This window comes from Spiroplasma ixodetis, from assembly GCF_040369795.1.
Taxonomy (GTDB): Bacteria; Bacillota_I; Bacilli_A; order Mycoplasmatales; family VBWQ01; genus Spiroplasma_E; species Spiroplasma_E ixodetis_B.
The window spans coordinates 126,822-138,961 of the sequence record NZ_AP028955.1; the positions used below are offsets into that span (position 1 = coordinate 126,822).

The window sequence follows — 12,140 nt, forward strand, 5'->3', positions numbered from 1 at the left end:
TACTATGTTATAATATTGTAGACTCTATTCAAATAGTTAGAAAGGAGAAGATTATGACTAATTTATTATTATCCTCAGTTAATCCAAATGATCCAAAGACTTGATCAACTAGTTTAATTGTTTTAGCAAGCTTAGTGGCTATTGTTGGTATAATTTTGTTTGTTGTTACTATGATTTGATTTTTCACTTGAATTAAGTATTCTTGATTCCATCGTGAAAATAGTGCTAATTTAACTGGTGGCGAGTTATCTCAAAAATATTTAAAAACATACGGTATTAATGCAAAAAGAATAAAATTTAAAGGATTTGGTAATATTAATAGTATTACTGTTCAACCTAGTTTTTTTTATTTAAGGCCATATTTATTTAATAATGGTAATTTTACTTTAAGATTATTACCATGAACTTATCACCGTCGTTCTATTTATACTTTAGCAATGGCAATGGAAAGTACTTGGGCAGTAAGTAGTTCAAATAGTAGTCGTTTTAATACTTTTTGATGAGATTTTTCTCGTAAAATAACATTATTTTTTGTTTTAATTCCTTTTGCACTTTCCATTCTATTTGCTCTTTCACCTGCTAATTATTGAATTACTTTATCAGCAGCGAGCTCCAATATATTTTCAATTGTTTTATCAATTTTAGGTAGTGTTTTATTAATTATTTTTTCTTCAATGCAAATGATTTTTTATGCTAAATCAAGAAAAGAAATTTGTCAAAATCTTGTTGGTATTTTAAATGAAAAAGAAATACGTGCTATTAGTTGAATTTTTCAAATTAAGTTTATTTATTACTTGATTCGTATGATTTATGAAATATTACAACTTATTTTACGTATTGTGATGTATACACAGCAAAATGAGAAATAATTAAAATTATATTAATTTTTATTGATAAAACATTATTTTTAAAACTTACTAAAATAGAATATTTTAGTAAGTTTTAAAGTTTTTTTTAATTTTACATTTAATTACTAAACCAATATTTTTCATTTTCATTTATTATTGTATATTTAAAATTTTATTTTGATAGTTTTAAATTTTAAATATACAATAAAATACGCTTATTAATTTAATATATATAGCTAACTAAAGTAATGTTTACTCATATCTTGAAAAACAAAATCAATCGCTTTTTTAATATTTGGTAAATAATTTGGTAATATTTTTCTTATATTATGTTTTATAGCAAATCAAAAATGTTCAATTGGATTTAAATTAGGAGAATATGGTGGAATAAATAATAGTTTGCATCCAGCATTTTCAATTAATTGTTGTGTTAATTTAGATTTATGAAACGTTGCATTATCTAAAACTATAATTTGTCCACGCTTTAATACTGCAATTAGTATATTTTTTACATATGATTCAAAAATTTTACTGTTGCAATGTCCTTCAAATGCTCGTAGGGATTTTAATTTACCTTTATTTAGTGAACCAATTATACTCATTCTTTTTATTTTATATGTGGATTTATTATCAAATAATCTTTTACCTTTTTCGGATCAACCATATTTATAAAATTAATTGCATTTTGATAGTATAATTTAGTTTTTTGAAATAGTTATAAACTGTTTCTTTAGTCATATCACCAAATTTTTCAATTACTTTTTGAACTGTAACATCTTTATTTTGCGCTAAATAATTTTTTAATTCATCTAAATCCTTTATTTTGTGGCTATGTCCTTTTTGATAATTCAAAATTGGTTTTATATGCCCAGTTTCTTTTTTTATTTTTCTTCATAAGAATAAAGTCTTTCTAGTAATATTGAACACTTTACAAATTTCTTTAATTTTCATGTTTTTACTTTCATAGGCTTCTATTAATTTTCTTCGTAAGTCTTCACTGTATGGTTTTGGCATAATTTAATCTCCCTAATCTATTTTAAATATTGCTGAATTGTACTTTTAAATTCAAAAACTGTTTAAATTACATATTATTATTTTACATTATTTATGAGTAAACATTACTTTAGTTAGCTATATATTCATTAGTAATTTTTTGTATATGTATTGCAAAAATATAAAAAAGGTTTTAAATGTTAACTATGAGATAGAAAAAAGAATATTTTAAGTTAAGGAAAATACTGAATGCAAAGTAAGTCCGCTATTAATATATATTCAAAAATTAATAAATTAAAAATAGTTTTATTACTTGCTAAAATTTTTATCAGAAATGATATTGGAGTATTTTATATTAAAAAGTTTGTTGTAACGAGTATTATCCAAGATAAAAAAATATGTTCTTACTTAATCAATCAAATTTTGAAAGAATGGAATTCTAAAAAAGAATATATTATTTCACTAGAAAAATATTTAAAACAACTTTTAGTTCAACAATTTATTAACAGCAAGTAATTATTTTGTTAATAAATTTGAGTTAAAAATTAAATATAATAATACATATCCATGTTTATGAAATTACTAATTATGAATTGTCATGTGGCCAGAGTGTTGACCATATTGTATATCAATGTTAAATTAAATAAAGATATTAGGAAATGAAAGGAAGAAAACATATCATGGCTATTAATTTAAAAGGCAGAATTTTGGGACTTTCCTAAAAACTGTGTTTTTTAAATAAATTTTAGTTGTAAAATCACTAAGTTACACAGATTACTAAACATTACCTAAAAACGTAATGTTTAGTAATCTGTGTAACTTACAAAAATAACTATGTTTAATTAATTCTAGTAAATAAAATTAAATAACTATAAAGAGTGAGTTACTTATGTCTAAAAAACAAAATATTAATAATAATGATCCAATATCAAAAGCAGTAGATTTATTATTAGAAAATACTGAAGATTTAACAACAGTTTTTAAAGAGGGATGTTTATATAAAGAATTAACAAAAAGATTAGTTGAAAAAATGTTGAATTATGAAATGCAAAATTATTTAGGATATTAAAAACATCAACATAATAATAGTGATAATGCTCGTAATGGTATAAGTTCAAAAAAATTAATAACTCAACAAGGTAAAATCGAGATTAATGTACCACGAGATCGTAATAGTAATTTTCAGCCAGTAATAGTTGCAAAAAGACAAAGAAGATTTGATGGTTTTGATCAACAAGTTCTTTCATTATATGCCAAAGGCATGACTTTATCAGATATTAGAATGCAGTTACAAGAGTTATATCATGGTTCTGATATTAGCGAAATTGTTATTAGTCAAATTACTGATGATGTTATTGATGATGTTAAAGCATGACAAAATCGGCCATTAGAAAGTTTTTATCCGATTGTTTATTTTGATTGTATAGTAGTTAAAGTACGACAAGATAAACGCATTATTAACAAATCAGTTTATATAGCACTAGGAGTTGATTTAGAAGGTAAAAAAGATGTTTTAGGTTTATGAATTAGTGAAAATGAAGGTTCTAAGTTTTGATTATCTAATTTCACAGAAATGAAAAATCGAGGCTTAAATGATATTCTTATTGCTTGTAGTGACAATTTAACAGGAATGTCAGAAGCAATACAATCAGTTTATCCTAAAACCGAACATCAATTATGCATAGTTCATCAAATTAGAAATAGTTTAAAATATGTTTCATACAAACATAGAAAATCACTAGTTACAGATTTAAAACCAATTTATAGTGCATGTAGTGAAGAACGAGCAATTCAAGCTTTAGAATCTTTTGAAAGTAAATGAAATAAACAATATCCTCAAATTGCTAAATCATGATATAAAAATTGAGATAATTTAATGGTTTTTATTAGTTATCCTGCAGAAATCAAAAGAGTGATTTATACAACAAATGCTATTGAATCTGTTAATAGCCAATTACGAAAAGTTATTAGAAATAAAAAATTTTTTCCAAATGATATTGCATTTTTTAAAATATTTTACTTAGCAATTGAAAATATAACAAAAAAATGAACAATGCCGATTCAAAATTGAAATACAGCAATTGCTCATTTTATGATAAAATTTGAAGATGGAATTAATCTAAACTAGTAACTTTGTAAAAAGATACACAGATTTTTAAAAATCCTCAAAATTAATTATCATCAATTCCAGATTCATCAATAGACATATTCCGTAAATAAATTTAATCAATTGTCAATAACAATATTTATAAATTTTTTAGTGTTAATAATTATAGAAGTTAATATTTTTAAAAAAATACTTTAAAAATAAATTTATATTTCAAACACAAAAATTGTTAATATTATTTTTATATTAACTTGATAAAAATTTAAATTTTTAAAAAAATATTAAAAATATTTTTTTATTTTAATGTTTTTGTTTTATTAAAAATTTCACAAAGTAAGTTAAATCTTAAGTACATAAGTATAAATATACTTTTTCTACATTTATTTATTAAAATTTTGAATCTTTTTAATAAAACAAAAACATGTTCAACTTTAATTCTAATTTTTGAAATAATTTTATTGTAGATTTTTTCTTGTTTAGTTAATTTTTTATTTTTAGTTTTTTTAATTGGTGATATAGTATTTTTATAAATATTTTGTATTCCTTGATATCCCAAATCACCAATAATTATTGTTTTTTCTGAAAATTCAAGATTTGAATTTTTTAATATTTGAAAATCATGTACTTTTCCATTATCAGCAAAAATATCAACAATTTTTTTATTAAAAAAGTCATATATAATTTCAAATTTTATAGAAAACATTCAACTTTTAACAGAAAAATATTCTAACTGTAGTTTTTTTTAGTTGGTCTTTCAATTTCAATTTAAGTTGAATCAATTAAATAAAATTGAAATTCATTTAAATCTTCTTGTTTTTTCTCAATTTTTGATTTATATTTTGTTTTTAAAAACTGATAATCTTTGTCATCACTAAGTTTATTTTCTACTCAAGTAATATTTCGAAAACAACTTGATGCACTCATTTTATATTTAATACTCATTTGGAAAAAAGTATAATATTCTTTTCAGTATACTAAAGTCATCATCAATCTTTCTTCAACTGAAAGTTTATATTTTCTACCTTTAGTTTTTTTAAATTTTCTATTTCAATTAATTTTGTTAACATTTCATCAAAATGAAAACGTTTTATACCAAAATATCTATAAAATTGTTCATTTTTTAATTTTTTTAAATTTTCAAAATTCATTTTTATCAACACCTTATTAATTTATTAATAAAGAAATTATAAAATAAATTTTAAATTATTAATTGACTTTTAAAAAATTTATTTACGGAATATGTCTAATATATACTAAATCTTCATTCATTATTTTAGCTATTTCTTTTAAAAAATCTTCTTGTTTATTTTTATCTCTTTGTTCATATAAAAAAGTTTTTTTATATGTATAATTTAGTTTTTTGAAATAGTTATAAACTGTTTCTTTAGTCATATCACCAAATTTTTCAATTACTTTTTGAACTGTAACATCTTTATTTTGCGCTAAATAATTTTTTAATTCATCTAAATCCTTTATTTTGTGGCTATGTCCTTTTTGATAATTAAAAATTGGTTTTATATGCCCAGTTTCTTTTTTTCTTTTTCTTCATAAGAATAAAGTCTTTCTAGTAATATTGAACACTTTACAAATTTCTTTAATTTTCATGTTTTTACTTTCATAGGCTTCTATTACTTTTCTTCGTAAGTCTTCACTGTATAGTTTTGGCATAATTTAATCTTCCTAATCTATTTTAAATATTGCTGAATTGTACTTTTAAATTCAAAAACTGTTTAAATTACATATTATTATTTTACATTATTTATGATTAAACATTACTTTAGTTAGCTATATGTTCAAGTTAATGGTAAATTAAACTATATTTGCTTATTAATCGACCTGTACAATCGCGAAATTATTCGACATAGTGTAGGTACTAAAAAAGATGCATCATTAGTATATCAAGCATTTATGTTCTCAAATCGTTGTTTAAAAAATATTAAAATATTTCATAGCGATCGCGGTAATTAATTTAATAATAAAACTATTGATAAACTTGTATTAGTCTTCAATATTACCCGCTCTTTAAGCAAAAAAGGTTGTCCTTATGATAACGCTGTTGCTGAAGCAACTTTCAAAACTTTCAAAACAGAATTTATTAATGATAAAAATTTTACATCATTAATCCAATTAAAATTAGAATTATTTGATTATATCAATTGATACAACAACATAAGAATCCACAGCACTCTAAACTACTTAACCACCATAAAACACCAAGCACAAATGTCTACCAAAAAACAGTCCTAAAAAAGGTTGCCATTCCAGGTTGCCATTCCAGACTATGAACAGTCACAAGCATTAGATTTTATTGTTGATGATATTAGAGCAGTAGGATTAGATAAGTTGGATAATATATTACAAACCGAAAAGAAAGAAACTGAAAATATTGTATGCCGTACTTGTTATTATAGAAATAAACATTCTAAGAAAAATAAGAAAAATGTTAAAATAGAATAAACCTATATTATTCGTCGGAGCCAACCAGAACCTTGGTTAGTTGGCCGCGGGTTTTAGCCCCGCTGGGGTGAGTTGCCAAGCAACGAGGGGCAAAGCCCCTATTACTTGATTATATAAAAGTTTTATTATTATTTTATTTAAAATAATATGGTATTGTATATAGAAGTTTTAAAGGAATATAAAGTTATGTTTAAATTAAAAGCGCCTTATAAAGCAACAGGTGATCAACCCGAAGCAATTAGAAAATTAGTAGTAGCTATTAAAAATAATATTAAATATCAAGTATTATTGGGAGCCACTGGTACGGGTAAAACTTTTACAATGGCCAATGTTATTGCGCAAGTGCAAAAACGAACTTTAATTTTAGTACATAATAAAACATTAGCTATGCAATTATATGGAGAATTGAAAACTTTTTTTCCTGAAAATCGCGTTGAATATTTTGTCTCATATTTTGATTTTTATCAACCTGAGGCATATTTACCAAAAACCGATACTTATATTGATAAAAATTATAAACAAAATCAAGAAATCGAAATGTTAAGATTAAGTGCTTTAAATGGTTTATCTATTAGTAAAGATGTTATTGTTGTGGCATCAGTAGCAGCAATTTATGGTGAACAAGAACCAACAGCATATAAAGATAACTTTTTTGAATTGAGAAAAGGACAAAAAATTAATAGAAAAGATTTATTATTAAGACTAATTAAAAATGGATATGTACGTAATGATATTACATTAGAACCGGGTAGTTTTAGTGCAAAAGGTGATTTAATAAAGTTAGCTCCATCTTGAAATGATCAATTTTATTTAAGAATTAGTTTATTTGGTGATGAAATTGAAGAAATAGCACGTATTGATACATTAGGCGCTAATGTTTTAGAGCGTTTTCCCTTTATTACAATTTTTCCTGCGCAAAATTATATTACTAGTAAAAATCGTGTTGATCAGGCAATTATTAAAATTACTGAAGAGTTAAAAATAACATTAGCGCAACTAAGAAAAAATAATATGTTAGTAGAAGCGCAAAGATTAGAACAAAGAACAGAACATGATCTAGAATCCTTAAAAGAATTTGGTATTTGTAGTGGTATTGAAAACTATTCTCGTCATTTAGAAAATAGAGAAGTGGGTTCAGCACCATATACTTTAATTGATTTTTTTTCAGATGATTTTTTAACAATTATTGATGAATCTCATATGACATTACCGCAAATTAGAGGAATGTATAATACTGATCGTAGCAGAAAAGAAACATTAGTAAAATATGGCTTTCGTTTACCTAGTGCTTTGGATAATCGTCCTTTAAATTTTAATGAATTTTCTAATAAGTTAAAGCAAGTTATTTATACTTCAGCAACTCCTGCTGATTATGAATTAGCATTAATTAAAAATGAAGTTGAGCCCTTTAATGTACCAGTTCAACAAATTATTCGTCCCACAGGTTTATTAGATCCAACAATTGAAATTAAACCAACTAAAAATCAAATGGAAGATATTATTAATCAAATAAAATTACGAACAAAAAATAATGAAAGAGTATTTATTACTACTTTAACAATTAGAATGGCAGAAGAATTATCAATTTTTTTACAAGAACAAAAAATTAAAGTCGCTTATATTCATAATGAATTAAAAACATTAGAACGTACTAAAGTTTTGTTAGATTTAAGAAAAGGTGTTTTTGATGTTATTGTTGGTATTAATTTATTACGTGAAGGATTAGACGTACCAGAAGTGTCATTAATCTGTATTTTGGATGCTGATAAATCTGGTTTTTTACGTAATACTAAATCATTAATCCAAACTATTGGTCGCGCAGCACGAAATGTTAATGGTCATGTTATACTATATGGAGATATTAAGACAGAGGCAATGACACAAGCAATTGAAGAAACGCAAAAAAGAAGAGAAATTCAACTTGATTATAATAAAAGACATAATATATTACCAGTTACTGTTAAAAAACCGTTGAGTGAAATCATAATTACTAGAGAATTAGATGTTGATTTAAAAATTTTAAATTCAAGTAAAGGTAAAACAAAAATAGCTGCTAAAACAAAGATAATTGCTGATTTAAGAGTTGAAATGTTACAAGCAGCTAAAGATTTAAATTTTGAAAAGGCAGCTTCACTTCGTGATTTAATTTTGAGTATTGAAAGTGAAAAATAAAGGAGTAAAATAAGTTGACCGATAAAGCACAAAAAGGTATTTTGATAAGTCCAAATACTAAAATTAATTATCATATACCAACAATATTTTTAATAAAAAATTATATTACTAAACCTAAAATTTTTATTGGTGATTATAATTATTATCATGATTTTAATGGTGAGCAAGCAGTTATTGATTTTGAAAATAAAAATATAATTTATCATTTTCCAAATATGATAAATGATGAATTAATTATTGGTAAATTTTGTTCAATTGCACAAGGTGTTTTATTTATAATGAATGGTGGCAATCATAATTATTGTGCAGTTTCAACATTTCCTTTACCATTATTTTATAAATCATTAAATTTATCAGAAGTTACAGAAAAAGATAAATTAGATAAATTTCCAATTAAATCACCAACAGTGATAGAAAATGATGTTTGAATTGGTCATGATGTGACAATCTTAATAGGGGTAACTATTGGTAATGGGGCAGTAATTGCAGCTAAAAGTGTAGTTACAAAAAATGTGCCTCCTTATGCTATTGTTGGTGGTAATCCTGCTAAAATTATAAAATATCGTTTTTCTAAAAAAATAGTTCAAAAATTACAAAATATAAAGTGATGAGATTGATGTATTGAAAAGATTATTGAAAATTCAGATTTGTTAAAACAAAATTCTGATAATAAAATATTACAAAAACTTGTAAAAGAAAGTAATAGTTTAAATAAAATAAAGGGGTAATAAAAAATATGAAAAAATATGGTTATTTAACTACTAAAATAGGTTTAATTGAAATCATAGTAGTTGCAGAACAAGTAGTAAAAGTTAGTTTCGTTAATACTCGTCAAGTTGCTAAGGATAGTAGTAATATAGCGGTAGTTAATTGTTTAAAACAACTAGCAATATATTTTGATAAAAAATTAAGTGATTTTAACTTACCAATAGCTTTAAAATGAACTCCTTTTCAAGAATTAGTATGGAGTAAAACTTGTACTATTCAATTTGGGACAAATTTAAATTATCAAGAATTAGCACAAAAAATAGGTTATCCAAAAGCAAGTATGGCAGTGGGTTCGGCTTTAAGTAAAAATCCATTAGCAATTATTAGACATATTCCGTAAATAAATTTTTTAAAAGTTAATTAATAATTTAAAATTTATTTTATAATTTCTTTATTAATAAATTAATAAGGTGTTGATAAAAATGAATTTTGAAAATTTAAAAAAATTAAAAAATGAACAATTTTATAGATATTTTGGTATAAAACGTTTTCATTTTGATGAAATGTTAACAAAATTAATTGAAATAGAAAATTTAAAAAAAACTAAAGGTAGAAAATATAAACTTTCAGTTGAAGAAAGATTGATGATGACTTTAGTATACTGAAAAGAATATTATACTTTTTTCCAAATGAGTATTAAATATAAAATGAGTGCATCAAGTTGTTTTCGAAATATTACTTGAGTAGAAAATAAACTTAGTGATGACAAAGATTATCAGTTTTTAAAAACAAAATATAAATCAAAAATTGAGAAAAAACAAGAAGATTTAAATGAATTTCAATTTTATTTAATTGATTCAACTGAAATTGAAATTGAAAGATCAACTAAAAAAAACTACAGTTAGAATATTTTTCTGGTAAAAGTTGAATGTTTTCTATAAAATTTCAAATTATATATGACTTTTTTAATAAAAAAATTGTTGATATTTTTGCTGATAATGGAAAAGTACATGATTTTCAAATATTAAAAAATTCAAATCTTGAATTTTCAGAAAAAACAATAATTATTGGTGATTTGGGATATCAAGGAATACAAAATATTTATAAAAATACTATATTACCAATTAAAAAACTAAAAATAAAAAATTAACTAAACAAGAAAAAATCTACAACAAAATTATTTCAAAAATTAGAATTAAAGTTGAACATGTTTTTGCTTGATTAAAAAGATTCAAAATTTTAATAAATAAATGTAGAAAAAGTATATTTAGACTTATGTACTTAATATTTAACTTACTTTGTGAAATTTTTAATAAAACAAAACCATTAAAATAAAAAAATATTTTTAATATTTTTTTAAAAATTTAAATTTTTATCAAGTTAATATAAAAATAATATTAACAATTTTTGTGTTTGAAATATAAATTTATTTTTAAAGTATTTTTTTAAAAATATTAACTTCTATAATTATTAACACTAAAAAATTTATAAATATTATTATTGACAATTGATTAAATTTATTTACGGAATATGGAGGCTTTTTAAAAATCTGTGTATCTTTTTACAAAGTTACTAGTTTAGATTAATTCTATCTTCAAATTTTATCATAAAATGAGCAATTGCTGTATTTCAATTTTGAATGGGCAGTGTTCATTTTTTTGTTATATTTTCAATTGCTAAGTAAAATATTTTAAAAACTTCCATATCATTTGGAAAAACTTTTTTATTTCTAATAACTTTTCGTAATTGACTATTAACAGATTCAATAGCATTTGTTGTATAAATCACTCTTTTGATTTCTGCAGGATAACTAATAAAAACCATTAAATTATCTCAATTTTTATATCATGATTTAGCAATTTGAGGATATTGTTTATTTCATTTACTTTCAAAATATTCTAAAGCTTGCATTTCTTGTTCTTCACTAAATGCACTATAAATTGGTTTTAAATCTGTAACTAGTGATTTTCTATGTTTGTATGAAACATATTTTAAACTATTTCTAATTTGATGAACTATGCATAATTGATGTCCGGTTTTAGGATAAACTGATTGTATTGCTTCTGACATTCCTGTTAAATTGTCACTACAAGCAATAAGAATATCATTTAAGCCTTGATTTTTCATTTCTGTGAAATTAGATAATCAAAACTTAGAACCTTCATTTTCACTAATTCATAAACCTAAAATATCTTTTTTACCTTCTAAATCAACTCCTAGTGCTATATAAACTGATTTGTTAATAATGCTTTTATCTTGTCGTACTTTAACTACTATACAATCAAAATAAACAATCGGATAAACAATTTCTAATGGCCGATTTTGTCATGCTTTAACATCATCAATAACATCATCAGTAATTCGACTAATAACACTTTCACTAATATCAGCACCATGATATAACTCTTGTAACTGCATTCTAATATCTGATAAAGTCATGCCTTTGGCATATAATGAAAGAACTTGTTGATCAAAACCATCAAATCTTCTTTGTCTTTTTGCAACTATTACTGGCTCAAAATTACTATTACGATCTCGTGGTACATTAATCTCAATTTTACCTTGTTGAGTTATTAATTTTTTTGAACTTATACCATTGCGAGCATTATCACTATTATTATGTTGATTTTTTTCATATCCTAAATAATTTTGCATTTCAGAATTCAACATTTTTTCAACTAATCTTTTTGTTAATTCTTTATATAAGCCTCCCTCTTTAAAAAATGTTGTTAAATCTTCAGTATTTTCTAATAATAAATCTACTGCTTTTGATATCGGATCATTATTATTAATATTTTGTTTTTTAGACATAAGTAACTCACTCTTTCTAGTTATTTAATTTTATTTACTAGAAT

16 protein-coding genes and 1 pseudogene are annotated in these 12,140 nt (G+C 23.1%); 10 read left to right on the plus strand and 7 right to left on the minus strand.

Translation table 4 applies throughout. The features are described from left to right. The first annotated feature begins 53 nt into the window (after window positions 1-53). The gene (locus ABWV63_RS00920; RefSeq protein WP_353306443.1) at window positions 54-869 is read left to right on the plus strand and encodes a hypothetical protein; all 816 of its coding nucleotides are present in this window, start codon (window positions 54-56) and stop codon (window positions 867-869) included. A gap of 215 nt (window positions 870-1,084) precedes the next feature. Here the strand turns inward: ABWV63_RS00920 and ABWV63_RS00925 are convergent, their stop codons facing one another. Beyond that, a complete protein-coding gene (locus ABWV63_RS00925) occupies window positions 1,085-1,450 on the minus strand; it encodes a transposase (protein ID WP_353306444.1) in 366 nt (121 codons plus the stop codon). A 64-nt stretch (window positions 1,451-1,514) separates the two neighbouring features. After that, window positions 1,515-1,862, minus strand: a complete 348-nt coding sequence (locus ABWV63_RS00930; protein WP_353306445.1) for an IS630 transposase-related protein — start codon at window positions 1,860-1,862, stop codon at window positions 1,515-1,517. A gap of 228 nt (window positions 1,863-2,090) precedes the next feature. On the opposite strand from ABWV63_RS00930, the gene ABWV63_RS00935 reads away from it, so the two are divergent. Together ABWV63_RS00935 and ABWV63_RS00940 are read left to right on the plus strand one after the other, a co-directional pair. Further along, on the plus strand, window positions 2,091-2,357 hold the full coding sequence (locus ABWV63_RS00935; RefSeq protein WP_353306446.1) for a hypothetical protein: 267 nt from the start codon (window positions 2,091-2,093) through the stop codon (window positions 2,355-2,357). Window positions 2,358-2,730: 373 nt separating this feature from the next. Continuing rightward, a pseudogene (locus tag ABWV63_RS00940) lies at window positions 2,731-3,969 on the plus strand (IS256 family transposase). A gap of 274 nt (window positions 3,970-4,243) precedes the next feature. Here ABWV63_RS00940 and ABWV63_RS00945 read toward each other — a convergent pair. The 4 genes from ABWV63_RS00945 to ABWV63_RS00960 form a co-directional block, all read right to left on the minus strand. Beyond that, window positions 4,244-4,651 carry a transposase family protein gene (locus tag ABWV63_RS00945; protein WP_353306447.1) on the minus strand — a complete coding sequence of 136 codons (408 nt, stop codon included), beginning with the start codon at window positions 4,649-4,651 and terminating at the stop codon, window positions 4,244-4,246. A 62-nt stretch (window positions 4,652-4,713) separates the two neighbouring features. Continuing rightward, window positions 4,714-4,938, minus strand: a complete 225-nt coding sequence (locus ABWV63_RS00950) for a transposase family protein (RefSeq protein ID WP_353306448.1) — start codon at window positions 4,936-4,938, stop codon at window positions 4,714-4,716. Beyond that, on the minus strand, window positions 4,923-5,096 hold the full coding sequence (locus ABWV63_RS00955; RefSeq protein ID WP_353305528.1) for a hypothetical protein: 174 nt from the start codon (window positions 5,094-5,096) through the stop codon (window positions 4,923-4,925). Before ABWV63_RS00955 ends, ABWV63_RS00950 begins: the two co-directional genes overlap by 16 nt. Window positions 5,097-5,178: 82 nt before the next feature. Beyond that, window positions 5,179-5,616 carry an IS630 transposase-related protein gene (locus ABWV63_RS00960; RefSeq protein WP_353306449.1) on the minus strand — a complete coding sequence of 146 codons (438 nt, stop codon included), beginning with the start codon at window positions 5,614-5,616 and terminating at the stop codon, window positions 5,179-5,181. Between the two features lie 354 nt (window positions 5,617-5,970). Here ABWV63_RS00960 and ABWV63_RS00965 point away from each other — a divergent pair, with 354 nt between their 5' ends. The 7 genes from ABWV63_RS00965 (at window position 5,971) to ABWV63_RS00995 (ending at window position 10,435) form a co-directional block, all read left to right on the plus strand. Continuing rightward, complete coding sequence (locus tag ABWV63_RS00965; RefSeq protein ID WP_353307137.1) at window positions 5,971-6,195, plus strand: IS3 family transposase; 225 nt, start codon at window positions 5,971-5,973, stop codon at window positions 6,193-6,195. 6 nt (window positions 6,196-6,201) lie between these two features. Beyond that, entirely contained in the window at window positions 6,202-6,405 is a 204-nt protein-coding gene (locus tag ABWV63_RS00970; RefSeq protein WP_353306450.1) for a hypothetical protein, read from the plus strand. 186 nt (window positions 6,406-6,591) lie between these two features. Continuing rightward, window positions 6,592-8,577: an excinuclease ABC subunit UvrB gene (uvrB, locus tag ABWV63_RS00975; RefSeq protein ID WP_353306451.1), complete on the plus strand. Its 1,986-nt coding sequence runs from the start codon at window positions 6,592-6,594 to the stop codon at window positions 8,575-8,577. Between the two features lie 38 nt (window positions 8,578-8,615). Beyond that, the gene (locus tag ABWV63_RS00980; RefSeq protein WP_353307138.1) at window positions 8,616-9,305 is read left to right on the plus strand and encodes a CatB-related O-acetyltransferase; all 690 of its coding nucleotides are present in this window, start codon (window positions 8,616-8,618) and stop codon (window positions 9,303-9,305) included. Between the two features lie 8 nt (window positions 9,306-9,313). Next, the gene (locus tag ABWV63_RS00985; protein ID WP_353306452.1) at window positions 9,314-9,685 is read left to right on the plus strand and encodes a methylated-DNA--[protein]-cysteine S-methyltransferase; all 372 of its coding nucleotides are present in this window, start codon (window positions 9,314-9,316) and stop codon (window positions 9,683-9,685) included. Window positions 9,686-9,767: 82 nt separating this feature from the next. Continuing rightward, complete coding sequence (locus tag ABWV63_RS00990; protein ID WP_353306453.1) at window positions 9,768-10,190, plus strand: transposase family protein; 423 nt, start codon at window positions 9,768-9,770, stop codon at window positions 10,188-10,190. Window positions 10,191-10,213: 23 nt separating this feature from the next. Beyond that, window positions 10,214-10,435 (plus strand): transposase, encoded by a 222-nt coding sequence (locus ABWV63_RS00995; protein WP_353305571.1) that lies wholly within the window; start codon window positions 10,214-10,216, stop codon window positions 10,433-10,435. A 422-nt stretch (window positions 10,436-10,857) separates the two neighbouring features. Here ABWV63_RS00995 and ABWV63_RS01000 read toward each other — a convergent pair whose 3' ends face one another. Further along, a complete protein-coding gene (locus tag ABWV63_RS01000) occupies window positions 10,858-12,096 on the minus strand; it encodes an IS256 family transposase (RefSeq protein WP_353306454.1) in 1,239 nt (412 codons plus the stop codon). Between the last annotated feature and the right edge of the window lie 44 nt (window positions 12,097-12,140).